General features: G+C 45.3%; 21 protein-coding genes. 11 read left to right on the forward strand and 10 right to left on the reverse strand.

All coding sequences use genetic code 11. The features are described from left to right. The first annotated feature begins 116 nt into the window (after positions 1-116). The 5 genes from J4N44_RS26160 to J4N44_RS26180 all read left to right on the forward strand — a co-directional run bounded on the left by J4N44_RS26160 (position 117) and on the right by J4N44_RS26180 (position 7,760). The gene (locus J4N44_RS26160; RefSeq protein WP_252045453.1) at positions 117-1,787 is read left to right on the forward strand and encodes an ABC transporter ATP-binding protein; all 1,671 of its coding nucleotides are present in this window, start codon (positions 117-119) and stop codon (positions 1,785-1,787) included. Next, positions 1,780-3,468 (forward strand): ABC transporter ATP-binding protein, encoded by a 1,689-nt coding sequence (locus J4N44_RS26165; RefSeq protein WP_252045454.1) that lies wholly within the window; start codon positions 1,780-1,782, stop codon positions 3,466-3,468. The genes J4N44_RS26160 and J4N44_RS26165 overlap by 8 nt, the downstream gene beginning before the upstream one ends. Before the next feature lie 51 nt (positions 3,469-3,519). Then, positions 3,520-5,493 (forward strand): TonB-dependent receptor, encoded by a 1,974-nt coding sequence (locus J4N44_RS26170; protein WP_101905785.1) that lies wholly within the window; start codon positions 3,520-3,522, stop codon positions 5,491-5,493. Continuing rightward, entirely contained in the window at positions 5,493-6,740 is a 1,248-nt protein-coding gene (locus tag J4N44_RS26175) for an MFS transporter (RefSeq protein ID WP_252045455.1), read from the forward strand. Before J4N44_RS26170 ends, J4N44_RS26175 begins: the two co-directional genes overlap by 1 nt. A 153-nt stretch (positions 6,741-6,893) precedes the next feature. After that, positions 6,894-7,760, forward strand: a complete 867-nt coding sequence (locus tag J4N44_RS26180; protein WP_009695980.1) for a helix-turn-helix transcriptional regulator — start codon at positions 6,894-6,896, stop codon at positions 7,758-7,760. 237 nt (positions 7,761-7,997) lie between these two features. Here the strand turns inward: J4N44_RS26180 and J4N44_RS26185 are convergent, their stop codons facing one another. Continuing rightward, positions 7,998-8,459 (reverse strand): ecotin family protein, encoded by a 462-nt coding sequence (locus J4N44_RS26185; protein ID WP_005447335.1) that lies wholly within the window; start codon positions 8,457-8,459, stop codon positions 7,998-8,000. A 210-nt stretch (positions 8,460-8,669) separates the two neighbouring features. On the opposite strand from J4N44_RS26185, the gene J4N44_RS26190 reads away from it, so the two are divergent. The 3 genes from J4N44_RS26190 (at position 8,670) to J4N44_RS26200 (ending at position 10,080) form a co-directional block, all read left to right on the forward strand. After that, complete coding sequence (locus J4N44_RS26190) at positions 8,670-9,266, forward strand: LysE/ArgO family amino acid transporter (protein ID WP_009701836.1); 597 nt, start codon at positions 8,670-8,672, stop codon at positions 9,264-9,266. Positions 9,267-9,305: 39 nt separating this feature from the next. After that, complete coding sequence (locus J4N44_RS26195) at positions 9,306-9,725, forward strand: VOC family protein (RefSeq protein WP_005447332.1); 420 nt, start codon at positions 9,306-9,308, stop codon at positions 9,723-9,725. Positions 9,726-9,828: 103 nt separating this feature from the next. Further along, the gene (locus J4N44_RS26200; protein ID WP_005447331.1) at positions 9,829-10,080 is read left to right on the forward strand and encodes a TIGR03643 family protein; all 252 of its coding nucleotides are present in this window, start codon (positions 9,829-9,831) and stop codon (positions 10,078-10,080) included. Between the two features lie 29 nt (positions 10,081-10,109). Here J4N44_RS26200 and J4N44_RS26205 read toward each other — a convergent pair whose 3' ends face one another. The 4 genes from J4N44_RS26205 to J4N44_RS26220 all read right to left on the reverse strand — a co-directional run bounded on the left by J4N44_RS26205 (position 10,110) and on the right by J4N44_RS26220 (position 16,927). Continuing rightward, the gene (locus tag J4N44_RS26205) at positions 10,110-10,835 is read right to left on the reverse strand and encodes a hypothetical protein (RefSeq protein ID WP_005447330.1); all 726 of its coding nucleotides are present in this window, start codon (positions 10,833-10,835) and stop codon (positions 10,110-10,112) included. Positions 10,836-11,353: 518 nt separating this feature from the next. Next, positions 11,354-14,044, reverse strand: coding sequence for an alpha-glucosidase (ygjK, locus tag J4N44_RS26210; protein ID WP_252045456.1), 2,691 nt, complete (start codon positions 14,042-14,044; stop codon positions 11,354-11,356). A gap of 525 nt (positions 14,045-14,569) precedes the next feature. After that, positions 14,570-15,337: a transcriptional regulator gene (locus J4N44_RS26215; protein ID WP_252045457.1), complete on the reverse strand. Its 768-nt coding sequence runs from the start codon at positions 15,335-15,337 to the stop codon at positions 14,570-14,572. Positions 15,338-15,793: 456 nt separating this feature from the next. Further along, the gene (locus J4N44_RS26220; protein ID WP_017189726.1) at positions 15,794-16,927 is read right to left on the reverse strand and encodes an MBL fold metallo-hydrolase; all 1,134 of its coding nucleotides are present in this window, start codon (positions 16,925-16,927) and stop codon (positions 15,794-15,796) included. Positions 16,928-17,084: 157 nt separating this feature from the next. Here J4N44_RS26220 and J4N44_RS26225 point away from each other — a divergent pair, with 157 nt between their 5' ends. Beyond that, on the forward strand, positions 17,085-17,330 hold the full coding sequence (locus J4N44_RS26225) for a Rho-binding antiterminator (RefSeq protein WP_252045458.1): 246 nt from the start codon (positions 17,085-17,087) through the stop codon (positions 17,328-17,330). 94 nt (positions 17,331-17,424) lie between these two features. Here J4N44_RS26225 and J4N44_RS26230 read toward each other — a convergent pair whose 3' ends face one another. The 5 genes from J4N44_RS26230 to ompW form a co-directional block, all read right to left on the reverse strand. Continuing rightward, on the reverse strand, positions 17,425-18,912 hold the full coding sequence (locus tag J4N44_RS26230) for an MDR family MFS transporter (RefSeq protein WP_009695971.1): 1,488 nt from the start codon (positions 18,910-18,912) through the stop codon (positions 17,425-17,427). Then, the gene (locus J4N44_RS26235; protein WP_005447317.1) at positions 18,909-19,934 is read right to left on the reverse strand and encodes an HlyD family secretion protein; all 1,026 of its coding nucleotides are present in this window, start codon (positions 19,932-19,934) and stop codon (positions 18,909-18,911) included. Before J4N44_RS26235 ends, J4N44_RS26230 begins: the two co-directional genes overlap by 4 nt. A gap of 258 nt (positions 19,935-20,192) precedes the next feature. Beyond that, positions 20,193-22,793: a TRAP transporter permease gene (locus tag J4N44_RS26240; protein WP_252045459.1), complete on the reverse strand. Its 2,601-nt coding sequence runs from the start codon at positions 22,791-22,793 to the stop codon at positions 20,193-20,195. A gap of 77 nt (positions 22,794-22,870) precedes the next feature. Beyond that, positions 22,871-23,842, reverse strand: coding sequence for a TAXI family TRAP transporter solute-binding subunit (locus tag J4N44_RS26245; protein ID WP_017189728.1), 972 nt, complete (start codon positions 23,840-23,842; stop codon positions 22,871-22,873). 455 nt (positions 23,843-24,297) lie between these two features. Then, positions 24,298-24,942 carry an outer membrane protein OmpW gene (gene ompW, locus J4N44_RS26250; RefSeq protein ID WP_252045460.1) on the reverse strand — a complete coding sequence of 215 codons (645 nt, stop codon included), beginning with the start codon at positions 24,940-24,942 and terminating at the stop codon, positions 24,298-24,300. Positions 24,943-25,448: 506 nt separating this feature from the next. Between ompW and J4N44_RS26255 the strand changes: the two genes are divergently transcribed. Both J4N44_RS26255 and J4N44_RS26260 read left to right on the forward strand, forming a co-directional pair. Continuing rightward, positions 25,449-26,099, forward strand: a complete 651-nt coding sequence (locus J4N44_RS26255; RefSeq protein ID WP_252045461.1) for a Qnr family pentapeptide repeat protein — start codon at positions 25,449-25,451, stop codon at positions 26,097-26,099. An 8-nt stretch (positions 26,100-26,107) separates the two neighbouring features. Beyond that, positions 26,108-26,419, forward strand: a complete 312-nt coding sequence (locus J4N44_RS26260) for a cupin domain-containing protein (protein ID WP_074051947.1) — start codon at positions 26,108-26,110, stop codon at positions 26,417-26,419. Positions 26,420-26,701 lie beyond the last annotated feature (282 nt).

The following is a 26,701-nucleotide window of genomic DNA, read 5'->3' on the forward strand; positions in this document are numbered from 1 at the left end:
CTCCCACGTTAATATTGCTAGCACATAAAGATTCCCGATATTCGCTTTCTATTTCCCGATATTGCTATTGTTAAAATAACGCTTAGATGAGAATACCTCCCATTAAGGAGTCATCTATGCATCTAACGGACAAGATGAGCGTCACTCAAGCACTCATCTCATTATTAAAAACGGAAAAAAAACGCATCACTTATACCGGTGTTAGCGCTGTGTTGTGTGTGTTCGCAGAACTCGCCACTTGGATTTGCTTATACACCGCATTGAGCAAGTACCTAAATACCCAAAGTCTCTATTTCTACTTAGCCCTTATGACCATTGCAGTCTGTGTGCGCTATTTTTTCTATACGATTTCGGTATGGCAGGCGCACCTTGCGGCTTATCAAATTATTCAGACCATTAGGCAGAAGCTCGTTCGTGCTCTGTCCGAAATGCCAACCGCTAAACTGATGCAATACCATCGTGGAGATATAGAAAAACGACTCAGCGACGATTGTCAGAGCCTTGAACCTCTTATTGCTCATCATACGACCGATATTATTACTGGTACTTTACTTCCGTTTGTTTTGCTTGGTTTTATGGTCAGCATCGACTGGCAACTAGGCTTAATCGCATTAAGTCCTCTCCCCCTCGCTGTAATTGCCCAAACAGTCATGATGCGTGGCTTTTCAGATAGACAAAAAAAGTACAATCAAGTCGTTGCGAATATGCACAAAGCGCAACTAGAGTTTTTGCGTAGCATCGGCGTGATGAAACTATTCGGCGTTGACGCGGACTCTTACCGCCAGTTAAGCAATAACATGACTAAGCACCACAAGCTGGTTAACGCTTATACCAATCAAATGGTTGGGGCATGGGTCACCTTTACTACCTTAGCTCAGGCGTCTTTGGTTCTTGTTATTCCATTCGCCATCGTCAAATTGACCCAAGGTTCATTAAGCCCGGTCGAGCTCGCGATGATCGTGATTCTTTGTGCCGGCATCCTTAAACCATGGTTGGATCTAACACAGATATTTGGGCAAGTGCAGCAGTCCTTTTCTTCTGTAGAGCGAATACTACCTCTGTTCTCAACAACGTCGGATCAACATTTCAAATCCATTGCAACGCCTTATGTCGAGCTTTGTTGTGAAAACTTAGCAGTCAAACGTGACTCACTCGATATCGTCAGTGGACTGAACCTTCAGTTATCTCATGGCGAGTGCATCGTAATTCAAGGCGCATCAGGCTCAGGGAAAAGTAGTCTACTGGCAACGCTCTACGGAGAATTAGCAACTTACGAAGGCGATTGGTTTATTAACCAAAAAGCCGTGTCTTCGATGTCCGATAGAGAACGAAGCCAATTTATCTCAGTTGTCGACCAACACCCTGTTTTCTTCAGCGCATCAATACGCGAAAACTTGGTCTTAGGAGATCGATTGATACACGACTCCGTGATTATCAAACTCCTCGATATGCTTGGACTTTCTGCACTTATCGAACAGCTTCCGAATGGTTTGTATTCCAGTATGGATGAAACCGAACGCAATTTTAGTGGAGGGGAACTACAGCGGTTAGCCATCGCTCGCGCCATGCTAGTACGCCCTGCCATTCTGGTTTTAGATGAAGCGACTTCTCATCTAGATAAGGTAACGGAAAATCGTGTTCTAGAAGCAATACGTCAACATGCACCGCAGCAAATCCAATTGGTCATCAGTCATGGTTCACAAGCATTAACCATCGCTAACCGAGCGTTTTCATTATCACACGGGCAGCTTAAACAAATTCATCTTGAGGAGACCGTCTGTGCGTAACATTCTCAAGCTACTCGATCACGCCGATATCAATCCAAAAACGTTTTTGGTTGGCATCGCTGGCAAAGTGTTCAGTGAGATTCTGCCATTATTTTGTTGGCTACTGATATTCGGAGCCCTTACCCAAACATGGTTACTTTCTCTTGAAGCCCTATTCGCAGTTTCACTTATCACGGTTGTCGTTCAATGGCGGTTAGGACAATCCGCCAAACAAAGCTTCTTAGGCGCTTATGACATTACTCACCACCTGAGAAAAGTGCTACTACATGACATTCGTAGCCAACCGCTTTCCAAGATCACAGGACAAGGTCTGGGAGAGCGCATTAAGCTAATCACTCGTGATTTAAAAGCATTCGAAGACATTTTTAGTCACCTAATTGCTGACTTGATCGCAGCTTTGGTGGTTCCGTTCGCGATGCTTTGTGTACTGCTATTTTGCTCACCTTACCTAGCCTCACTTATGCTGATTGTTATGGTGATCGCGAGCTTATTGCTGTGGAAATTCGAAGATAACTTTTCCAAACAAGCACAACGCCATGTCGATAAAAACGCTTCTTGCACCAACAAACTGCTCGAATACATAGCTTGTTTACCAACGCTAAAACGCTTTGGTCGCAGTGAAGTATTAACGACTCCACTGAATCAAGAATTAGTAGACTTGCGCAAAACAGGGTTAGGGGTTGAATGGGCTGGTGGAATTGGCGTCATTTTAGCAAGCTTGTTACTTGAGCTTTCTATTCCGATGGTTGCGGCGCTCGGTGCTTACTTAATGAGCCTGGGCAACCTTACGCTCGGGGAGTGGTTAGTTTCAATCATTGCTGCCGTCGCTTGTATCCGACCATTTGTACGCATGACTATTTTCTCTACGTTACTCAGATACATGGCTAAATCTGCCGATCGTCTATATGCCCTAAGCCAAGAACCGCAGCAACCTGTGCATGGTGTTCAAGCACATCAACACGATATCGAATTCAAAGCGGTTGAGTTAACTCTGGATGGCAACACCATTCTTAAAGACATCAATTTGCAGGTTCCATATGGGCAACATATCGCGCTCATCGGTACCAGTGGAGCGGGAAAAACCACCTTGCTAGATTTACTTGCTGCATTCCACATCCCCACTTATGGAGCGGTAAAAATTGGTGGTTGCACGGTAGAAGCAACAGGGACAATGCACTGGTACCAGCACATCTCCTACGTTACCCAAAATGTGCAATTGTTCGCTGGGACGCTAAAAGAAAACTTGCTCATCGCCAAAAAAGACGCGAGCACCGAAGAGTTAGAAACTGCAATCACTACCGCAGGACTTGATGAGCTGATCGCTCGCTTGCCACAAGGACTAAACACCGAAATAAACGAGAATGGCAAGGATTTATCGGGTGGAGAACGTCAACGCTTGTCCCTCGCAAGAGCGTTGCTTCATGATGCGCCCATTGTGCTGCTTGATGAGTTTACATCCGCACTCGACCACCCCAAACAACGGGAAATACTGCATAACATTACCGAGTGTTTTGCCTCTAAAACCATGATCACAGTAGCGCATCGATTGGACACCATTGCTGATGCAGATTGCATCTATTTGATGAACCACGGTCGCATTGAGGATTTTGGCTCGCACGACCAATTAATCGCAACCTCTTCCCACTACCAGTCTCTGTGGGAAGCTCAACATAACAATTAAAAATTCAGCGCTATGAGTAGTGCTAACTTATTCAGATTCAAGGAAAACAGTATGTACAAGATTTCTTCGCCGCGCACCGTCATTGCGAGCGCTATCCTCACAATTTTGGGTACTTCATACTCCTATGCCGAAGAGACGCCACCAGCAATGGAAGTGGTTATCGTTGAAGCAACCAAGTTCGATACTCCTTTATCGCAAGTGAACAATTCAGTTGTGGTCAAAACGGGAGAAGAACTCGAAAAAGCAGGCATTTATCAGGTCAAAGATCTCGAGATGGTATTCCCTGGACTGCTTATACAAACTCGCGGGAACCGAACTTACGCCAACACCACCGTTCGTGGGATTAGTTCACCTGACTACTATTCGCCAACCGTGAGCATTTATGTTGATGGCGTCCTGCAAGATAACGCTTTTGTCACTCAACCGCTGATTAACGTGGAAAAAGTCGAATTGCTACGCGGTCCGCAAGGCACTCTTTACGGTGGGAACGCGCAAGGCGGTGTCATTAACATCGTGACTCGTCGTGAAACTGACGCCACCGAAATTAAAGCTTCTGCTTTATATTCTAATTTGAGTCAGCAAGTTGATGCTGTCGCCGCTACCCGTTTATCTGACTCCATTTCAGCGGATATTGCAGCTAGATATGTCTACGATGAAGGTGATATTAAACACGCCACCAGCGGGGAAAAAGACGCAAACGATGCAGATGAGCAAGCATTAAAAGTTCGCTTTCACTACTTACCAAATGACTCAAAACTTAGCGCAACCCTATCAGTCGCCGCAGATAAGCTCGACAGTCATGAGGAGTGGTACCTCACTGAGAGTGAACATGACTCTGGTGTAAAAGACGCACCAATCCCCAAACTTAAGCGAGACGTTAATACTTTCGCGCTGAATCTTGGTTACGATTTAGATTCCTCTCAAATCACAAGTATCACCGCTTATCAAACACGCGAGATAGACCGCGAATATGTCTATGGCTACTACCAAGAAGATCAAAACAAGTTCAGCCAAGAGCTACGTCTAAACCAACAATACAACGATCGTTTTAGCTACGTAGTTGGCGGCTATTTGGAATATCGCCGTTTGGACGTTTCAGCCAATAACGCACGAAATAAATTGGACTATGACACGTACGCGTTGTTTGGGCAGACAAACTACCAGTTTGCACCACAGTGGGATGTCACTCTTGGCGTCCGAGCTTCATACCTAAAAGTAAACTCTGACTTCAACGGTAACCCGGCATGGTTTATCAATCCTTATAACAAGGAACAGACAGAATCGACGGTTTCACCAAAAGCTGCAATTGGTTGGCAAGCGAATGAGGACACTCGACTTTACGCTTCCATAACCAGTGGTTACCGACCGGGGGGCTACAACGTTGTTCCTCTGAGCAATGCAGATGCAAGCGGTTATGACGCGGAAAAATCACTGAATGGCGAGCTAGGCTGGCGCACCAACTTTGCGAATCAAAAAATCGATTTTAGTGGCGCATTGTACTGGATTAAAACGGATGATATTCAACTATATACCGGTACTCCAGGGCATCAAACTCTTAAAAATATGGGTGAGGCTCTGAGTAAAGGTATCGAAGCTGAGTTCGCTTTCTACCCAACCGATGATCTGACCATCACTGCTGCCGGGACTTTTGGACGTTCAACATTTGAATCAAACAACAGTACCTTTGAAGGGAATCGACTGCCTTACGCGCCAGACACCACGGCAACGTTGGGCTTTAACTATTACCTACCAGTAACAGGAATCAAAGGCGACATTTCGATCAACTCTCAAGCTCGTTATAACTCTAAAATCTACTTTAACGAAGCTAACTCACTATCACAAAGTGCGTACACTCTCGTCGATCTATCCATTAACTACGACTACAGCGAAGCTCTGTCTATCTCGCTCTTTAGCAACAATATTACTGACAAAGACTACACCACTTACGCATTCTCTTATGGTCAGACATACAGCAATTACGGTACAGGTAGAGAAGTTGGTGTGAAAGCGAAGTACGAGTGGTAATGAAACCTATGGTTAGCGCTCAAGGAATCAAACTCAAACCATTGCTCGCCGTTCTGGCGAGCGTTTATACCATCCAAAGCTTAGTCAGTATGTTCACACTTCAAGGCTTGCCAGCGATAATGCGACATGAGGGCATAGATACCTCCCAAATAGGGTTGTTCTACCTTGCAATGCTTCCTTGGGTCGCTAAATTTTTGTGGTCCCCTTGGATCGAACGGCAACGCAAAAAGGGAGCGAGTTTACAAAATCACGCCATCATTATTTTTGGTTCTCAGCTAATTTTAATTGCCATACTCGTTGCGCTTTGCGTCATTGGAACGATCGAGAATCGAATGACCCTGTTTGCTGGTGTTTTGGTTATCAGCTTATTTTCCAGCTTCGCAGATATCGCTACAGACGGTCTGGCGATTGACCAGTTGGAGGCAAAAAGAAGATACCTAGGCAACGTCATGCAAGTTGGTGGTTCGTATCTAGGGGCTGTTTTTGGCGGTGGATTATTTATCTATGCGACTTCATTGCTCGATTGGCAAACCGCATTATTCGGTCTGGCTCTTCTGACTTTATTATTCAGTATGCCAACGCTTTGTTTATTCTGGAATCACGGCGCCAATCAGAAAAGCGTGCCAACAGCTCGCACGCCCTCCCTTAAAGCTGCATTTTCTAACCCTGAAGTAAGGATTGGACTGCTCCTTGTGACCGTATCGCAACTCGGAACGAGAGGGGCATTATCAATGATGATGCCTTTCTTAGTCGACAGCGGTATACAGCTAGAAAACTTGGGTCTTTTGGTTGCAGGTGGAGGAGTGATTACCGGTTTAATTGGCGTAGTGCTAGGTGGCTGGTTAATCAAAAAAAGTCGATCACTCAATGTGTTACTACTAATGATGGTCTTTGAAGTTGTGTTTTTTAGCTTCTATTTAGCATACGAATTAAATATTGCTGAGCAGGGATGGTTAATCGCGGGTATCTTTGTCGTTAATGGCATCATTACGTCGGCTAAATTTGTTGCGCTTTATACTCTAATGATGGGGTTTGCCTCCGGACATCAGTCAGGTGTGAACTTCTCTCTTTTCCAATCGATGGATATGTTCATTGCAATCGTGATGGCTATCATTTGCGGGGCACTGATCGGCGCTTTCGGGTATTCAGTACATTTTATGTTAATGATCGCTTTTAGCCTCGTCGCTATCTTCATAATCCCAGTCTTAAAACCAAATGAGAAGGCGAACCTCATCTCACAAACCTAACCAAGCCCTGTCGTTAAAGAAGCTCTAGGTATATCCAGAGCTTCTTTCTCTGTGAACTCGACTTAGTTCAATAATCTCTACAAATGATATCTATTATCATTTATATTAATTGCTCAGGGAGATGCTCACGAGAAAACGACGAAGGCTGAAACAATGAGTAATATCGTGAAGAGCTTAAACTTAGTAGGCGGCGTAGATGGAACGTTTGATGTTGTTGCTCTCGATGATGGTGTGAATGCCTACATCGTTAACTGTACAGCAACAACGGACATTCAGTTCAATGATCCGGCAGACGCGGGGTTCTATATCAGCTTTGCTGGTATTAACCACGCCTACAGCCCAAAATACCCTGATTACCCTGCAGCATCTTTTGCTTCTCGATGCATAGCATCCCTTTTGCCGAAGCCTGAACCTGTAAACCCTATTGAGCTAGGAGAAGGAGGTCGAATTGAGAACATTCGAATTCATTTCCCATTACACCATAGCTTGACTAAAAATCTTCTTCCTCAAAATAGGGGCTCATCATTCAAGCCTTTCGATCTTTATGAAACAGGTTGGCAAATGCCACTTACAGGAGAGATTCTTAACGTTGCCAAATCGATTTGGAACAATGACTTCCAAGGTATAGCCCGAACAGTATGGCTAAGAGGAAAAATCTTAGAGCTGCTTGCGTTACTCATGGTGCACAAAGAGCCTAAGTCTCTCGCCGAGCAAGCGTGCGATCTCATTGCAACGCAGCCCCATATTGATTGGAACATACCGGGCTTATCTAAAGAACTCGCGACGAATGAATGTTATCTAAAGCAATCCTTTAGAGAGCAGTTCAATATGGGCGTCGCAAGCTGGATCCAAGCTTATCGCATCAGCCTTGCCAAAGAACGTTTAGCCAACCCTAATGAGTCCATCACCAAAATCGCCTTAGACTTGGGCTATCAAAGTGGTAGCTATTTTTCGAAGGTATTCAAACAGCACACCGGACTTACGCCCAAAACATTTCGCAGCCGCTCTCCAAAACAGTAATCGGTGTCGCACAGCGACGAAAAAGCGTGATATAGAAAAAAGGCTTGGTACTAAACCAAGCCTTTCACTTATTAAATGACTTGTTGAGGCGGGGTGCGCTTTGAGATACCTCTTTGACAGCCAAGATGGCTTCATCACCTTTGGTATGAATATTCAGGCGCAAAGTGCAGACGACGAACAACCCGCTAATCCTAACAAGCCACTAATAAGTCAGAGCGGCTTTGCTAGGCTTCAAGATCACTCTTCAGGAGCCCATACGCGGATATCGACATCCAAATCAGCTGGAGCGTAAACCACGACTGGTAGCTTGCTGTTGTAACGGTACAAATCACGAGTCGGCATTTGCACGAACGTTTCGACCTTCTCCATATCTTCAGGACAAGCCATTAACGTTGAGATAACACCACCCGCTGAAGAATCAACTTGATAGTAGGTATAACCCCAACCTTCCAATGTATGCTCCGTCACAGAGCCGCCTAAAGATACGCGGTTACAATCTGTTTCCATCATTTTACCAACCACCAACTCTACACGCTTATCTGCTTCGTTGCTTGCTGGGTCTACATAGAAAACATGTTTTGTCATGCTCTCCATTTCTGGAAACATCTCTGCTGATGGGCGAGATACATCATTTGCTGAATTCATTGCAGAACATCCGCTCAGTGCCATAGCACCGGCAGCTAACCAAACTGCTTTCATCGTTTTTTCCTTTTTCATATGGACGTGCATATTGTAACTGGGAACACCAGATTAGTGTAAATATGCGATGCAAATTGCTCGCGACTCTCACAATTACGACGTATCCCCCCATCGAACAGTTCTGGCAAGTCTCTAATCTGGACCTTGCAGCGATTTGGCGACAAGGTTATGGTTTGAAACCTGATTTGGTCACAATTCAAGGAAGAGAAAATGACCACCTATCTTGCTGGTTTTACGCTGGGCATTTCCTTAATTCTGGCTATTGGGGCGCAAAATGCCTTCGTTTTAAAACAAGGCATCAAACAGCATCATGTATTCTTAGTGTGCTTCTTATGCGCCTTGTCTGATGCCATTTTAATTTCTCTTGGTGTCGCGGGTTTCGGTTACTTGGTAACTCAGTTTCCTTTGATCGAGACAATTGCGCGTTACGCTGGCGCAGCGTTCTTAACTTGGTACGGCATCAGTAGCCTACGCTCTGCATTCACACAAAAACACATAATGAACCCTGAAGGTGATGCCTCAAAAAGTGCATGGCAGACAGCACTGATTTGCTTGGCATTCACATGGTTAAACCCGCATGTTTATCTTGATACAGTGGTGTTGCTGGGCTCTATTTCCACTCAATATGAACCACATAAATGGCAGTTTGCGATAGGCGCTGTTTGTGCCTCTTTCGTATTCTTTTTCAGCCTAGGCTATGGCGCCAAACTGCTTATCCCGATCTTCAAACATGCGCGTTCTTGGCAGATTTTGGAATTCATCATTGGCTTTGTCATGTTGGCTCTGGCGATCAGCTTGCTGGTTTAGTGCGTATACTTTTCTCATCATGGAAAAAAGGGCAACGTCATGGCAAATACAAGCAATCCAATTGAAGTAAAAGCGCTCGACCACGTGGTACTAAGAACAGACAATCTCGGCGCGATGCTGCACTTTTACCGAGATATATTAGGATGCCCAATAGAGCGTGAATTACCAGACTTGGGGTTAACTCAGCTTCGTGCAGGAATGGCGATCATTGATTTGGTAACGGTCGATAGCGAACTCGGAAAGCTAGGTGGAAAATCGCCCAGTCAAAACGGTCGTAACCTTGACCACTTTTGCGTGCAAATTGCCCCTTTCGAGGAAAAAGAACTGCTGTCTTACTTACGCCAAAACAATGTGCATGTTGCAGAGTTTGCTGAAAGATATGGTGCCCAAGGCTTCGGGCGCTCTGTCTACTTGGAAGATCCAGAAGGCAATGTGGTCGAGCTGAAACCACAGAAATAATGCACCAGAAAACCACCCATTTTCGACCAGAAACATCCCTAAATGAATCCCAATCGCTGCGCGTTACGTATGTGTGTATCCAACAGCAGAACAGGATTAACGAATGACCTTTAGCGATGACATGCTATCAAGAATTATTGAAATGGCATGGGAAGATAGAACCCCGTTTGAAGCCATCCAACATCAATTTGGTTTGGACGAGAAAGGGGTTATTAACTTAATGCGCCACCACTTACAACCGAGCAGTTTTAAGCTTTGGCGACACCGAGTCTCCGGCAGGAAAACCAAACACCTAAAACTGCGCTCTCCAGAAGTGAAGCGTGGCTATTGCCCAACACAGTACAAACAACGTTGAGCCTCTCTTAAATTTCTAATGCTATGTGCTTAAACCATAAAATACGGCGCACTATCGCGCATGAACTCAGCCATTGAGGCTAGATAGTCCCATGTCTCTCGGTAAGTGTGGTTCATACATTGGGTGAACACCTGACACAAAGACGGGTCCTCTTCCAACCACTGGCTGACATGCTGAGCCGTATAAGAGACCTGCTTGACCTCATCATCCAGTATTTTTTGAATGGTTGGGCGCATCTCTTTCAGGTAAGGGACATCAGATTGATCAATAAAACTAAGCTGCGCGACCAGCAAACACCATGAACGGATTTCAACAGAATGCGCGCGGAAAAGGTGAATTTTAATATCGTCGTAGAAGTTGCTAACGTTGTTAAAATTGAAATCACTCGACTTGGCTTCTTGGTATACCTCAGTTTGGTATCCCGTCAACGGGATTAAGCTGGCATACATAGCGGAGTGATTTAAGTCGTTTTGACAATGGTGCATGATTTGCTGCTTCATTTCCCCTTGCGCATAACGATTGGCAATCATCTTGAGCCGCTCTGCGCCCTCTTCCTCATTGATGGCGTTGTGCAACAGGTAATACGCCATGGTTTGCTTGCTCTGAAAAATCTCTTGAGTGAGCTCATTCATCGCTTTTGGTGTAAGGGAAGAATCCGAATAAAGGTAGCTTGCAATAGAGGCTTTGTACTCATTAGAGGGCACAAAGTTATTATCTTCTAACAAGTTATAAAGGCTGGTCTGTAAACAATTCATGTCACCTTCCTTGATGGTGTTGCAACGCAACACGTCATGCTGACAACGTAGAAAGTGAGGTATTTATCAATACGCTCTTCAAGGTGAGGAAAATTCAGGCGGCAGAGTAGAGTGTTGGAATGATTTTGGCTCGGAGCGGCTGAACAGCGGCGAGATTTGGGGTTACTCTAATGCTTTTGCATGAATGTAAATGACCTCACTAATACTTGCAGCATATGCATTGTTACAGCATGGTTAAACGATCATTTTATAAATGTTATCTATTGCAAATCGACAGAATGAAATGCGGACAACTAACTTGCCAATATTTAAAGAAAAATCTCTCTGTAGCGCAATTTCTATGGCAAACAACTTTTCAAAAACAGCGGAAAATTAGTGTTTTAGCTCTACAAAAACCGGACAGCTTTCACTGTCCGGTTTGATCTTATTGAGCCTAATTTGAAGGGGTTAAGCGGTTGTAGATGCTAGGGGGGGTCATCTACAACGCTTAATGCTTTACGTTGTCAGGGGCGCAAAACTTATTTGCCCACAAAACCGTTGTACAACATGTAGAGGTGGGCAGCACTCCATGAGAAGTTATTTGCACCTTGTACTGCACCAGTTTCTGGGTTGTAGTTTTCCTGAATTGGCGTTGCTTCCGTTAGACCTTGGGCGTTCTTGAATAACTTATCGACCATCTGACGAGCTTCCACGCCGTAGCCGTAGTTGTCCATACCACGAACACCGAAGTAGAACTGATCGAGCCACACACGACCACGCCAGTAAATGTCTGGACCGTAAGCTGGGTTATCCATTGATGCGGTACCTAACGGGATCTTCGGCGAGTTAAACTTGCTGGTATCAAGCATGTTCTTCACCACTTTATCAGCATGCTCTTGTGTCGCCGCGTTGTTGAACAATGGTGACCAACCTTCAGGACCCATGCCGCGTTTGACTAGAGTTGGACCCGCACATTGGTTACTCAAACCTCCAGGTACCACTTCGATATCGTAGTAGAATCCTGTCGCTTCATCGAACATACAACGGTTGATGTACTCTTTGGTGTCATCCGCTTTCGCTTTAAACTCAGCAGCTTTATCCGCTTTACCCAGAACCTCTGCAATTTGCGATAGGTACAGGTTATCTGAGTACCAGTAAGAGGCTTGGTCTACCGACTCTTGCATGAGCGAGTAACCTGACAACTTGTTCTCGTCATTGGTGTTCTCGTTGAACTTCACTTCCCAGTCTTTCTTCGCCTGAGCCAGTTTGTCCATGTTCGCAGCTGAAGTATCGCGGTAAGTGATCTCCGAGCCTTGTGCACCTATCACCATATCGTACGTGTTATCGAAACCATTGGTGTTGTGAGCGTAGCGACCCATTTGGTCAATCACTTCTGCTTCTTCTTGCGTTGGTAGATCAGACTTACCTTGCAAGTCATCGATGGTATCGATAAAGCCAAACACACCCGCGTTATCGCGCCCTGATTCCCAACCAGCAGCCACTTTTGCCGGAATGCTCATCGCCGTATAATCACCAGAAGTCAGCAACTCATTGTATTTTTCGATGCCAGTCTCTTTGATCCACTTGTCACCATTTGCTTCGTCTTTGTACTGGAATTTCATGTCGTCTACAGACGCATCTGGTCCCCAAGATCCATCATTCACGTCATCTTCAAATACGGTATGAATTGGGTCTTTCGCTGCACCGTATTCCGGAATGCCGTTCTTGTTGGTATCGCGAGCACGTAACCACCAATCGTGGAATGCAACGAGCTTCGGATACATCTCTTCTAACCACTGTTTCGCTTCTTCCGGACGATTATGTTCGTCTTTTAGTGCGGTATACACTTCCCATACTGCCCATGCCGCAAGAGATGGTTTGGTGTTACGTTCGTTCCAGTTCAAACCGTCTGTTGCCAGTGGGAAGACTTTTTTGTATTCCGCAGACATACCTTGCCAACGTTCAGCCGGTAAGTTGTATGTCACCACATCAAGCAAGTAGCCTTCATCCCATGGACGCACAGGGTCATCAGACTTAACTTGGTATTGGAATACCGTGCGAATGTTTTCCATCGCAACGTCTGGGTTGAAATGAGACATTGCGTACGCTTGTTTCCACGTATCCCACGGCCAAGTCATGTTGCCAGAGAAGTACGGCGCGGTAACAGAAGGTGTTACGGTGTCGTGGTCAATCGCGCCAGCAGCACCACGCCAGTTCGCACTGAGCGTTTCCATCGCTTTTACTGCAACGAATTCATGCTCTTTAGAAGCCGCGTCATTCGTTAGACCTTTTTCTAGGTATTCTTCCCAGCGCATTGCCGATTTGTGCATGTAACCGTTCGGGTCTGCCATCACATCGTCCAATTTAGCAAACTCAGAAGCTTGCTCTTTGGTGTTTTGCACGTGAGTGTAAGCCGTGTACAGTGTGATTTCTTCGCCGTTACCTAAGGACGCGGTTTGTACAAAACCTTTTTTGTCATCACTGATGGTTGAAGTTTCTGGCTTGATAGAGCGTGTCACTTCGAATTTCGAATCCCCCGAAGTCAGTAGAGACCATGAGTCACGAACTGCACCAAAAGATACTTCTACACCGTTATCAGTGGCTGTGATAGAACGAGAATAGGTAGGGTAAGCTTCTTCAACGCTGCGAACTGTGCTGTCATCGTTCTTGTATAGCTGACCATCATCCGCGCGATAATCTTGCATTAACTCGCCATCCCATTCGCCTTGAATAGCCAGTTTATTTGGGTTTTTGATTGTCGTTTTAACCAAAGAAGTACGGTCGGTGACAAAGCGCATTTCCAGCTTCGCTTCGACGCCATCGTCACCCGTGTATGTTTGGATCAGCGCGCCTGGCTGTGAGTATGCTTCTGTCAGCTTAAGCGGCATCGGTTTACCATCAACCGTTAACGCCAAACGGTCGAAACGCGCCGCCATGAATGACACGTACTCTTCGGTTAGCAACGCGGTACCACCTAACGTGATCTCACCACCTTTGGTGTCTAGCGTGTGACCATGCCACGAACCGTTATCAAACATAGGAATGTAACGAAGGTGACCACCATGCAAATCGCGCAGTGCCACTGGCACACCTGCACGGTTGATGGTGTTATGGAATTCAGCCGCTTTCAATGGCGCATCCACGTTAGAGTCATTATCACTACTGTTGCATCCACTTAGTGTTAGAGCAACCCCGACAGCAATCGCACATAAAGAAGTCTTAAAGTGCATGTTATATCCCTCATTTATTGGCTTTTGGTCCTGATCAGGCGAAAAAAGGTCGAGACATGCCCTGCCGAGTTTCGATGATGAAGATTCAGCCTTATTTATTTCACTTTTGGATTTGAGAAGAGATCGGTTAATTTGTCTCTTCTTCGTTTGACCTATTTAAATATACCCAAGTGACTTCAAGATGCAGGATTCAGAGCGTTGTCATTGATTCGAGTTCAAGGAAAACAACACCGCGTAATAGCCAGCTCTTTCCAAGTTGTTTGACGCAGAAATCGAGGCAATGACACGCTCCCGAAGGGCGAGTTGTCTTGGCTTGTATACTTTGTTGCCGATTCTTGATTTAGAGTGACTAGATCTTTAAATCGTCGCCGCGTCTACAAACCAAGTCATTCTCGCTGAACCTAGCATCTCGAGGTTACTTGGGTATAACAGGTCATTAATTTTGGATAATAGTGGGTCTTTGATGCATTCATTATCAAACACATCCACTTAATATAAATTCTTTATTTTGTGATTAAATAGTCACTATTTTTCATTCGCCATTGAGATGGCTTTTAATAATTCACCGTCAATATTCGGAATCGTATCCGAAAGGAATATCTGATTGCCCGGAGTGTAAGTCATCAAGATGTTTCGGAGTCGCTTACTGCCTTCTCCGCTCTTGTTTTGCACATCAAATTCTATCAGTTTGTTGTACACCTCGTTCGCCAGTTTCTCTTCCTGTTCTTCAGTGATAGCAATGCGTCCCATGCAAATCGGTGGTCGCACATCATAGCTAAACACTTCATCTCGAAAGCGCTTAGCAAACAAAGTATCGAGCTTAGAACCTTCTTCGAAAATAAAACGACCTTGGTCTTTAAAACGGTATTGGTCATCACCTTTTAGCTCGATGTAATCCATCATTTCCAACGCACGGAAATAAAGCGTGATCGAGGTATGGGTCAATTGGTATTTGCTCGCAATATCTTGCGGAGACCATTCCTTCCGACGTAATAAATACAAAAAATCAAATAGGTACGGATACTGGTGAAATATTTCGCTGTTAGTGTCGGTGATAAATTGCTCGTTTTCTTGTTGCAGCTGTTTACCACGCATGGACAATTCGACTAAGTCGGTATCTAAATGAGTGGCATACGAGAGTATTTTATCCAACCCTAAAGACGTGTTATGCAACTGCCTTTTAATCGTTGATAGAGGAATTCCCATTCCAATAGAGAGGTCAGAATAACAAATACCCTTCTCTTTAATTTTTTCTCGCAAAGCAGCAAGTAAATACGTTGCAGAATTATTCATCGAACAATGCCTATTTTATTTTTGTCAGCATCCCTGATGATATATTCAAGAAATCCCTACTCTTGTGATGCCGGTTCCAAATATTTCCAGCAATTTCTATCTATTAAATATGTTTCAATGATGAGACTTTTTACCAAGCATTAACCGATCAATTTTTACCCACCAAGATTAAGCTTTAACCAGTTATTGCAAGCCTTATCAGTATGCGATGAGTATAATTGTTTTGATGCGTAAAATTAAGTTCACCTAGTTTTTTAGTAAAAGTTTTCTTTTTAAAGATTAAATTTTTAGGTGGTGAGTATCAAAAAGTTGCACCTAGAAAATTAGTCACGTGAGAGATCACAGAAAAACGGTGACTTGCTGGTAATTTATTGATTTGATGACCAGTAAAAAGCTTGTTATAAGGACCAAGAAAGTTGGTTAAATTGGTAGAGATATTATTGAAGCGTCGTCATATTATACCCTTATTTTTCTAGCTTGCTCACATAATTTTTCCACCTGCCACCATGCGTTGTTTTTATATTGTTGCGCGACATAAAAACTCTCGCCTGCCATAGGGGTAAGTAACTCAATGTGATCCACTTGGCAATGTGCTATCAAATCCTCAATCGGCTCATCCCATTTATGAGTAAACAACTCATACGTTGCCCAGTGTACTGGCAACAGCTTCTTTGCTTGCAGATCTTTAAAAGCTTGCACTGTGTGGTGGGCTTGCATGTGCCCCCAATTCTCTACCGGATAACCTTGATTGCCTTTCACATCTGCCGCGACTTCCAGACAAGCAATGTCTATCGGTCCGCAGCGCTGAGCTATTTGTACAAAGTGATTGTCGTAAGCAGTGTCCCCGCTGAAATAAAGCGTCTCTTGTTGTCCTTTCACCACCCAAGACGCCCACAAAGTGGCATTCTTATCCAGATAAGTTCTACCTGAATTATGGTTAGCGGGCGTGCAAATCAACTCGACGTTGGCGTACTGAACGCTCTCCCACCAATCGAATTCCACTACGTTGTCCGGTCTAACGCCCCAACGAATCAAATGCTTACCGACACCTAGTGGCACGTAAAATGTTACAGATCTATCAGAGTAATAACGTATAGTCGATGCTTCGAGGTGATCGTAATGATCATGAGAGATCAGGATGACATCGGGAGTCGGCAAGCTGTCGCGAACTGATGTATTGGGAATATTGCGCTCAAACCACGCCTTCGCAATCAACGGCGACGCGTAGTCGAACACAGGGTCAGTCAGGATTCGCACACCATCGGTCTCAATCATCAAAGTGGAATGCCCCAGCCAAGTGACTCGCATCGCTTGTTGTCGCTCTAAAAACCGCGTGGGCTCTATCGCTGAATAAGGCAGTTGCTTATCAGGACTGAGCGGCGAACGCCCGCCCATGTAAGCCCAACACACTTGCCAAAATGACTGAGGGCTTGGCACGTTTGGCATCTTATCTTTGACGCGTCCATTTTCAAATTGAGCTGAGTGGTTGATGCGATGCGCCAACTGCGCGTAGTAAGTATGAGGAGTAATCAGTGATTGCGTTGCGCGCTCACGAGCCAAGTACGTGTTTTTAAGTGTCGTTTCAGACATGTCCTATCTACGTCTTGTTCACTAAACTATGATTTTAGTTAAGCCTGCTTGTGTGTCTTTTTCATGACCAAAATAGGGCGTAAGATGAAGATTAGGTTTCAGAGAAGGATTCCTGTTCTTAGTCGGTCTTGATAAAGAACAGAAAAGGAGAAAAATTATGGTGACCTGCAGCCAATACGATTTTATTGAAATCGCCTGTATGTTTAAGCTACCCGTAGAAATTACGCTCAAGAACGGTGAGAAGCACCAAGGTAGCGCGTTCGATACTGGTTACGATATGGAACGCCAAGAATGCTTATTTTTGGATATTGAAGGTGAACGCATTTCGTTTCCAACCGAACAGTTAGTCGCGATGAAAGCACTCAGAGACAATCCGCATTTCAGTGAAGTCACCTTCGGTTGATTGTTCGATATCAACTCCTAAGCACCTAAGAATCAGATGTAAAAAGCGCCCTTAACTGGCTGAGTTAAGGGCGCTTTAGTTTATGTTTAGAGGTTTACTTTGAACGGATAAATACCAGCATCGGCATCATGATCACGAACATCACCCCGACCAACTGGAAGGTGTGCACAAACGCGACCATTTGCGATTGCTGATGGAGCATGCTTTGGTACTGCTCCAATGCAGCAGGATCAGTAATCGACAATCCTTGCTTAGCAGCCCAATCATGCAACACAGGATTGTAAGGATTGAAACCTTCACCCAAAGCGTGCCATTGCTGTTGTCCATCACGGTACTGGTATGTGGTAGCGATGGAAATACCAAATGAGCTACCAATGGTTCGGAACAAGTTAAAAATACTCGCCCCTGCTACTGACTGTTCTTTTGGTAGCGTCATGTAAGCCAGCGTCGACAAAGTCGAGAAAGTCAAACCTAAGCCCATACCTTGAATCATACTTGGCATCACGATCCAGAAAGTGTCAATTTCTGTCGAGTATAGGGTCATAAAATAACTGCCAATACCAATACAGGTTAAACCAAATACAATCTTCAACCTTGGATCAAATTGCGGGTTGATGATGATGACCAAAATTAACATACAGGCGGACGCTAACCCTCGTGGTGCCATCAACATACCTGTGGTCGATACTGGATAGTTCAACAAACTCTCAAGCAGCATAGGCTGTTGAGTGGTCAAGCCAAACATCGCCATCGAAACGACCGCTATCATCAAAGACGAGACCATGAGGTTTCTGTCTTTGAGGAGCCACAGCGGCGCTATTGGACTCTTAGTCTTCCAGCTGCGGTAGATCCACATGACTAAGCCCATTATCGCTAGCAGTGCAGCGGTTTGAATGATGCGTGAGTTAAACCAGTCTTCATCGTTCCCCTTATCGAGCACGAACTGCAACGCACCAACACCGAGCGCCATATAGCCAATGATCCACCAGTCGAAGTTTGGTTTCGACTTGTTGCTGATGTGGATGTAGCGATAAATCAGCGCGGTACACACCAAACCAAATGGTAAGTTAACGTAGAAAATCCAACGCCAGTTGATGTTATCAGTAATCACACCGCCCACCACCGGACCTAAGATAGGACCCAGCAAGATACCGATAGAGAAGATCGCCATCGCCTTGCCTTTTTGCTCAGAAGGGTAAATCTGAACCAATGTGGATTGCGCCAATGGAATAACCGAAGCACCAAACGCACCTTGAATGATACGAAATACCACCATCTCTTCGAGCGAGCTGGCTTGTCCACAGAAGGCACTCGCAATGACAAAACCAATCACCGCCACCAGCATGACTTTGCGTTCACCAAAGCGCGATACCCAAAAACTGGTCATCGGAATGAAGATCGCTTCTGCCATGCTGTAGCCAGTCAGCACCCAAGTGATTTGGTCTGCCGTTGCGCCTAGTGCGCCCATCATGTGCGAAAGCGACACGTTGGCAACGGTCATATCTATCAGCACCATGATGGCAGAAAGCATCACGGCGACGGTGGCGATACCCCGTTTATCTGCCGTAATTTCGTTACTCATTGTGCGTTACTTTTTAGATCAACAGTGACTTCAGAACTCGCCCCCACACGCAACTGTGGCGCACCTTCAGGTACCTCTAAAGTTAAACGCACAGGGAAGCGTTGTTTGATTTTCACCCAGTTTCCGGTTGCGTTTTCTGGTGGCATCAATGAGAAAGAGGTACCACTTGCAGGCGATAACTGCTCCACTTTTGCATCCCAAACCACGTCTGGGTACATGTCGATCACGACTTCAGCGTGCATACCTGCTTTGATGTGAGTTAAGTCAGTCTCTTTGAAATTCGCGCGCACCCAGTAGCTGTCTTTGATGATCACAGGGAATAGTGTTTGACCGATACTGACAACCGAACCCGTATGAGTGTTGATTTCACCTGCAATGCCATCGACTGGAGAAGTGATGTCGGTGTAGCTCAGGTTCAATTCAGCTTGTGCAAGTTGCGCTGCTGCTTGTTGAACAACCGCCGCTTCTGCACCTTCTTCACCACGGTTTGCGATTGCTTTTTCAACTGTTGCTCGCGCTTGCTCTAGACCAGCTTGCGCGTTAGCGAGTTTGTTTTTCGCCGTATCAAGGTCTTGGTCAGACGCTAACTTACGTTTCACAAGAGAATCGGTACGTTTGTACTCCACTTGCGCTTCAGTCAAGTTAGAACGCGCCGCATCCAAACCAGCCACGGCTTCGGTCACTTGTTTGTCTGCCACATCGTGTTGTTGAACGGCCAACTGATAAGCGGCTTTCGCTTGTTTCACTGCTAATAAGTAAGGGCGAGAATCAATCTTAAGCAGTAAGTCACCTTTGTTGATGACTTGGAAATCTTTCGCTTCTACTGATACCACCTGACCCTGAACCTGTGGAGCGACAGATAGGATTTTAGCTCTTACATACGCATCTTCCGTACTCGGGTGACTATCGGAATATTGCCAAGACCAGTACATCGCACCAAAGGCGATTGCACAAACGAGTAGGAAAAGGATTTTGGTCATTTTAGATTTCGAAGAGGATTTCTTCGCGATATCGTCGCTCATTTATATTGTCCAAGTGTTCAATTATGTGATCAGTGTAGGATTTTTCCGCTTTCGAACAACAAGATGATCTGAAAGGTTAAGATCCGATTTTGAGCGTTGATCATTTGTTCAAATGATGCGCAAAGTAATCAAACATAAAGTATAGAATGCGCTAATAATTTCGCGACATTGAAAATAGAAATGATGAATATTTCAGACAGAAAAAAGCCCCGTCAGTCTTGGCTCCAACGGGGCTGTTAGGTTATTTTTCTTTAACTATCAACATGCTGTGTCGTTCTGCATTGCCACACGTCGACGTTGTAGCCAAATCACAACACCAAACAAGAACATTGCTGGAATCCACATCCACTCTTTGCGATAACGCTCAACTGGCACACGCACATCGACAATCTGTTGGTCGAACTGCAATCCTGCCGCCTCTGCTGGGCTAGCAAAACTAACGATATCAATCAGAGTTTGTTCATCTTGCTGATAAGTCGCTATGCCAAGTGCGTCCAGCTTATCTTGTCCGGTTTCCCCTTCAGGAACCGAAAGCAGCACCGAGAATTCACGCATCTTACCTACCGCATCTTCACCGCTGATTCGCATTCTGAGTACACCGCCCTCTTCAAGCGGTTCAAGCGTTTGTGCCAGTTGGGCAGGATTGCTCGATTGGTACGGATCCACCACCATGTCGATCCAGAACCCTGGGCGAAACAAGGTAAATGCTACGAGCAGCAACAACACGCCTTCGTACCAACGATTACGAGTCAGGAACCAACCTTGCGTCGCAGCAGCGAATATCAACATCGCAATAGTAGAGATAACAAAGATGGCGATACCGTGCGCCCAATCCACGTCAATCAACAACAAATCCGTATTGAAGATAAACAAGAACGGCAAAGCCGCGGTTCTCAAACTATAGTAAAACGCGGTTAGGCCCGTCTTGATTGGATCACCTTTCGACACCGCAGCTGCGGCAAAAGACGCCAGACCTACTGGCGGTGTTACGTCCGCCATGATACCGAAGTAGAACACGAACAAGTGCACCGCAATCAACGGCACTATCAAGCCGTGTTGTTGACCCAGCGTAACGATAACAGGCGCCAACAAGCTCGATACCACGATGTAGTTCGCCGTCGTTGGCAAGCCCATGCCTAGAATCAGGCTCAATACCGCCGTGAGCATCAGCATTAACAGCAAGTTACCCATAGACAGCATCTCAACCAAATCAGCCAATACTAAGCCAACCCCCGTTTGCGATACCGCACCAACAATTACGCCTGCGGTGGCGGTCGCGATGCCAATGCCGATCATATTGCGCGCACCAGCAATCAAGCCTTCACGCAAGTCGATACAGCCGTCTTTGAAGTTGCCATAATCGTGTTTGCCATCTTTACGCATCCAACTCAAAAGAGGACGCTGAGTCAAAACGATCACCACCAGAATCACACTACCCCAAAAAGCAGACAACCCCGGAGACAGACGCTCGACCATCAAACACCACACCAAAACCACCACAGGCAGTAGGTAATGCAAGCCAGAGAGTAAGACTGCGCGTGTATTTGGTAACTGTTCTAGTGGAGCATCTGGATCTTCTTCTGGTAGCGGCTCATTACTTGCGGCGACTTTTAGCAGTGCCAAGTAAACCGTAGCCAGAATTAACGCCATCCCAGGTAATACAAAGTCACCCAATACTGGCTTCAACCATCCTAAACCGTAGTAGACCGCCATCGACAATCCAGAAATCAACGCCGCGCCAAATGCAAATCCCGTGAGTCTCGCTAGCCAAGGTTTTGAGCGTGCGGCATCAATTGGCTGCATGCCCAACTTGAGCGCTTCTAGATGGACAATATAAAGCAGTGCGATGTAAGAAATTGCGGCAGGTAAGAAGGCGTGTTTGATGATCTCAACATAAGGAATGCCGACATATTCCACCATCAAAAACGCTGCGGCTCCCATAACAGGAGGCATGATTTGCCCATTCACCGATGACGCCACTTCGACTGCTCCCGCTTTCTCAGGAGAGAAGCCAACTTTGCGCATCATAGGAATAGTGAACGTCCCCGTGGTTACCACGTTGGCGATCGACGATCCCGAAATCAAACCCGTTAAGCCCGAAGCAACGACGGCTGCTTTTGCAGGACCACCACGCAGGTGCCCCAACATGCTAAATGCCAATTGAATGAAGTAGTGCCCTGCTCCAGCGCGTTCCAATAACGCACCAAACAGAACAAACAAGAAGACAAAGCTGGTCGATACGCCAAGCGCAATACCAAACACACCCTCCGTGGTGATCCACTGGTGGTTAGCCAGCGCATCCAACTGAACACCGCGATGGGACAATAAACCCGGCATATACGGACCAGCTAAGCTGTAGCCGATAAACACCAACGCAATCACCGGCAAAGCAGGACCAAGCACTCGACGCGCGCCTTCTAAAAGCAAAGGCAAGCCGATCAATGCGGTAATAAAGTCTTCAGTGGTTAAGCTGCCCGGACGTTGTGCTAGTGCTTCGTACATAACAAATAAGTACAGCGAAGAGGCACAAGCAATCAAACCCAACATGATGTCGAAGGCAGGAACACGATCGCGTGGAGAGCGCTTAAAAGCGGGGAAAACGAGGAAGGCAAGCAACAGGGCAAAGCCAAGGTGAATGGCGCGCGTTTCGGTGTCGTTCATCACACCGAAACCGACAATAAATGGGAGCGGAGACGCTATCCAAAGTTGAAACAAAGACCACAGTAACGCCAAACCCGCAATCAGCTTTTCCATGATTCCGGTTGGCAGGCGAGCACCCACATCTTGGGCAATCAGTTCTTCTGCCGACAGCTCATTCGGATGCATGTCAGCATGGGACGTGGAGATCGTCTTATCCATAATTTTCTCACAAACAACAGAGAAGCAAGCGCTGAGAATCCATCGCAGCGCTTGCTAAAAATCGAAGGTGTTAAGAGTTACAACCAGCCGCGCTCTTTGTAGTAGCGAACCGCACCTTCATGCAGTGGCGCAGACAGACCCACCTCAATCATTTCTGATTCTTTCAGGTCTTTAAATGCTGGGTGCAGGCGTTTGAAGCGGTCTAGGTTATCGAACACAGATTTCGTCAGTTGATACACTAACTCAGGGTCCGTCTCTGCTGTGGTTGAGAGTACCGCTTTGCCGCCGATAGATTGAGTATCGTTCGGGTTGCCACGGTACATTCCGCCCGGAATGGTTGCTTTGGTGAAGTACGCACGCTCAGCAAGTAGCTTGTCGATTTCAGGACCAGTCACTGGTACTAGCACAGCATCGGTGGTGGTTGATGCTTCCTGAATCGCGCCGTTTGGGTGACCGACGAAGTAGCTCATTGCATCGATGTTATTGTCACTCATTGCGGAAGCTTGTTCTGCTGGCTTCAGATCCGATACCAAACTGAACACATCTTGCGACCAGCCTTTTGCTTGCATCACTTGTTCAAACGTATCGCGTTGACCAGAACCAGGGTTACCGATGTTGACGCGCTTGCCTTTCAAATCGTCGAAACTGGTGATGCCCGCGTCTTTGCGCGCAAGAATCGTGAACACTTCACTTTGTAGGGAGAAAACGGCACGAATATCCGTCATTGGTTGGTTATTTTGGAAAGGAGCCACGCCTTCTAAGGCTTTGTATTGATGGTCTGACTGCATGATACCGAAGTTGTATTCACCACTGCGCAAACCATTTACGTTTGCCACGCCACCCCCACTGGCCGGAGCATTACACTTAATGCTGTGGTCTGCTGCGCCACGGTTTACGAAACGACAGATCGACTGTCCAGCAACGTAATAAACGCCCGTTTGACCACCGGTGCCGATAGTAATAAATTTCTCTGCCGCACTTATTTTCTCACTGTATGAGAACAGCGAGACTGCCGAAGCAAATACTGCAATGAGTGTGGTTCCTTTCATTTTAGGTTCTTCCTGTCTATCGATTGAAAAATAAAGACATTTTTCTCAGCTAAAGACAGCAAAACCGGAAAATACTCGTGTGAAAATTTCGCACTTCATGAGTGATTTTCCTTAGTCAGCCAGTCCTTAGCTTCATTTTGTAATTTTTATTTCAGCGTTCGATTAATAATTAACCGAACACTTCCAATCGAATTTATCAGAACAATTTCAAAACCTAGCTATGGTAATTTTGCGCTTTTCTCAGCAACCGAGAATTAACAGAAAATTCATCTTTTTGGTCACGTGTTTACAAATACCAAAGTAGTGCACCACTATCGTAGTCATATGGGGAGAGAGAAGAGGTATAGGGAAGGCAAAGAAAACCAGAAAGAATAGATAAAAAAGAGGGGCAATCCCCGCAACTGCCCCTAAAAGTCATGCCAATAATCTTATTGTTCTTTTGCTACTGCTTTTTCTTAGAACTTGTAACCACCGCTGATCATGAATACCCAAGGGTTGATCTTTACGTCAGTCTTTTGTGTTGCGCCATTAAATTTATAAGTCGCTTCGGTCTCGATATTTGCATACCAAGCGGATGCGTTTAGGAACCAGCTTTCATTGATCATGTAATCGACACCTACATTGGCAGCCAGGCCAAATGAGTCATCCAATTTTAGATCAGTAAGACCTACATCTTTGGCTTTACCGTTAAAGCCCTCATCAAAGAACATGGTGTAGTTTAAACCCGCACCTACGTATGGGCGGAACTTGCTTTGCGAATCACCAAAGTAGTATTGCAGCATCACTGTTGGTGGTAGGTGTTTAGTATCTGCGATATCACCAAGACCAAGAAGATCAGTCGAGATATCGTGACTAAATGGTGTTGCCGCTAGAATCTCCAGGCTGATGTTGTCAGTAAACATGTAACCAAACGTCAAACCCAGTTGAGTGTTTGAATCTACTTTTAACTCTTCTTGAGAACCTAGGATCTTGTCACTGCTGTCGTTTGGTACAACCGATGCCGCACCAACACGTAGAATGAAGTCACCTTCACTGTGAGCAAAAACACTTGGAGACACTAACGCAGCAACCACTGCTAAACTGCAGATTGTTTTTTTCATTGTTATTTCCTTTTGTAGGGCTTTGTTTCTTTTGTACTCCGCTATGCTCGTCCTTTTCGGACGGTTCTGTTATCAATCCAAAACCTTGAAGCACGCGAGTATCACTATTTTCTTGAGCTGCGCGCAAAATAGCATATAGAAACCCTACTATTTTGATGGAAATCAATTTGTGAAAAATATAGCTTTTCCGTATACAAAAACGCCAATTTGATCAACAAATTATGCAAATCGGATACAATTCTGTAATGCAAACTGTGCGTGTGAGAAGAGTACGTCGCAGTTCTCATTTCAATTCTTCTGTAAGCCTCTGTGCTCAACAAAACTTTTTTCTCGATATGCTCGGATTATTTTTACAAAACATCGACTTTAAACAGCCCGTTTGACCGCTTAAATTGGCGATTTTCGGGGTCTGTAAACCACTGAAATACAAGAAGTTATATTTCTGGAAAATCAGTTACTTAGAGTGATAGTCTGCATCTAACCAAGTAAGGAAAAGATAAAAAGCCATGATTATGACCGATCTCACTTTCCAACAGGAAGACTTTTCGCATCACGATTTGCAAAACACCACTTTTCAAAATTGCCGCTTTTATCAATGCAATTTTGACCACGCCGATCTCAGTGATGTGAAGTTTATTGATTGCCGCTTTATCCAACCAAGCGACATTGAAGGCTGTACCTTTCGCTATGCCAAACTTAAAGATGCCAGTTTTAGCAACTGCATGTTAGCGATGTCTCAGTTTAATGGCGCAGACTGCGTCGGCATTGAGTTACGTAAATGCGATTTGAAGGGTGCAAACTTTCAAAGTGCTAATTTCGCTAATCGCGTCAGCAATACTGTGTTCTTTTGTATCGCCTACATTACGGGTTGCAACTTGGCTTACACTAATTTTGAGCGCGCACTGCTAGAGAAATGCGATCTATTTGAGAACCGATGGAATGGTGCCAACTTGATGGGTGCAAGCTTTAAAGGTGCGGATCTATCACGTGGAGAATTCAGCCCTGAACAATGGGGCAGCTTTAATATAGAAGAAAGCGACCTGACCCATGTTGATTTAGAGGGTTTGGACATCCGCCGCGTCTCTTTATACGGTGTTAAGATTTGCGACTGGCAACAAGAACAATTGCTCTCGCCATTTGGCCTGATCGTTATTTAGGAAACATTATGAACCTTTTAAAAGACCTACCTTGTGATTTGAGTGAAGAGGTATTTGAAGATTTACTCACACACAGACAGCTCCAAATCGAGCGTATTGTATCGAAGGGGCAAACGACGCCAGAAGGCGAATGGTACGATCAAGAAGACCATGAGTGGGTATTGGTGCTAAAAGGCGTAGGCGAACTGACTTATGAGGACGGCACGAAGAAGCGTTTGGAAGCGGGCGATCACGTCAACATTCCAGCGCACACGAAGCATCGAGTAAGTTGGACCGACCCAGAGCAAGAGACAATATGGCTAGCGATCTTCTATCAATGAGATAGTTCACCGCCTATTCCCTCCCCTTTAAACTTTCGTTAAAAGCTCACTTATTGACACTTCTATCACTTCAAGCAATTGGCTTTATTATTTAATAATAAAGCCAACCATTAAAATCCGCATAAAAAACCATGCCCATTAAGAGTTAGATGAAAATATTAGTATTATATATATTAGTGGGTAATTAGATTTCACTGACGCTATAGAGATGGCGTCATAATTCTGACAAAATATCTTAAAAAGATATTATTGGGATCTTTAAAATAATTTCTTTGACGTGAT

This window comes from Vibrio sp. SCSIO 43155 (genome assembly GCF_023716605.1).
GTDB lineage: Bacteria > Pseudomonadota > Gammaproteobacteria > Enterobacterales > Vibrionaceae > Vibrio > Vibrio harveyi.

Coding starts and splice junctions, on each gene's coding strand:
- J4N44_RS26225 (WP_252045458.1), top strand. CDS start 17,085: ATGGTGACCTGCAGCCAATACGATTTTATTGAAATCGCCTGTATGTTT.
- J4N44_RS26200 (WP_005447331.1), top strand. CDS start 9,829: ATGACCTTTAGCGATGACATGCTATCAAGAATTATTGAAATGGCATGG.
- J4N44_RS26205 (WP_005447330.1), bottom strand. CDS start 10,835: ATGAATTGTTTACAGACCAGCCTTTATAACTTGTTAGAAGATAATAAC.
- J4N44_RS26220 (WP_017189726.1), bottom strand. CDS start 16,927: ATGTCTGAAACGACACTTAAAAACACGTACTTGGCTCGTGAGCGCGCA.
- J4N44_RS26180 (WP_009695980.1), top strand. CDS start 6,894: ATGAGTAATATCGTGAAGAGCTTAAACTTAGTAGGCGGCGTAGATGGA.
- J4N44_RS26215 (WP_252045457.1), bottom strand. CDS start 15,337: ATGAATAATTCTGCAACGTATTTACTTGCTGCTTTGCGAGAAAAAATT.
- ygjK (WP_252045456.1), bottom strand. CDS start 14,044: ATGCACTTTAAGACTTCTTTATGTGCGATTGCTGTCGGGGTTGCTCTA.
- J4N44_RS26235 (WP_005447317.1), bottom strand. CDS start 19,934: ATGAGCGACGATATCGCGAAGAAATCCTCTTCGAAATCTAAAATGACC.
- J4N44_RS26260 (WP_074051947.1), top strand. CDS start 26,108: ATGAACCTTTTAAAAGACCTACCTTGTGATTTGAGTGAAGAGGTATTT.
- J4N44_RS26240 (WP_252045459.1), bottom strand. CDS start 22,793: ATGGATAAGACGATCTCCACGTCCCATGCTGACATGCATCCGAATGAG.
- J4N44_RS26230 (WP_009695971.1), bottom strand. CDS start 18,912: ATGAGTAACGAAATTACGGCAGATAAACGGGGTATCGCCACCGTCGCC.
- J4N44_RS26190 (WP_009701836.1), top strand. CDS start 8,670: ATGACCACCTATCTTGCTGGTTTTACGCTGGGCATTTCCTTAATTCTG.
- J4N44_RS26185 (WP_005447335.1), bottom strand. CDS start 8,459: ATGAAAGCAGTTTGGTTAGCTGCCGGTGCTATGGCACTGAGCGGATGT.
- J4N44_RS26170 (WP_101905785.1), top strand. CDS start 3,520: ATGTACAAGATTTCTTCGCCGCGCACCGTCATTGCGAGCGCTATCCTC.
- J4N44_RS26160 (WP_252045453.1), top strand. CDS start 117: ATGCATCTAACGGACAAGATGAGCGTCACTCAAGCACTCATCTCATTA.
- J4N44_RS26175 (WP_252045455.1), top strand. CDS start 5,493: ATGAAACCTATGGTTAGCGCTCAAGGAATCAAACTCAAACCATTGCTC.
- ompW (WP_252045460.1), bottom strand. CDS start 24,942: ATGAAAAAAACAATCTGCAGTTTAGCAGTGGTTGCTGCGTTAGTGTCT.
- J4N44_RS26195 (WP_005447332.1), top strand. CDS start 9,306: ATGGCAAATACAAGCAATCCAATTGAAGTAAAAGCGCTCGACCACGTG.
- J4N44_RS26255 (WP_252045461.1), top strand. CDS start 25,449: ATGATTATGACCGATCTCACTTTCCAACAGGAAGACTTTTCGCATCAC.
- J4N44_RS26245 (WP_017189728.1), bottom strand. CDS start 23,842: ATGAAAGGAACCACACTCATTGCAGTATTTGCTTCGGCAGTCTCGCTG.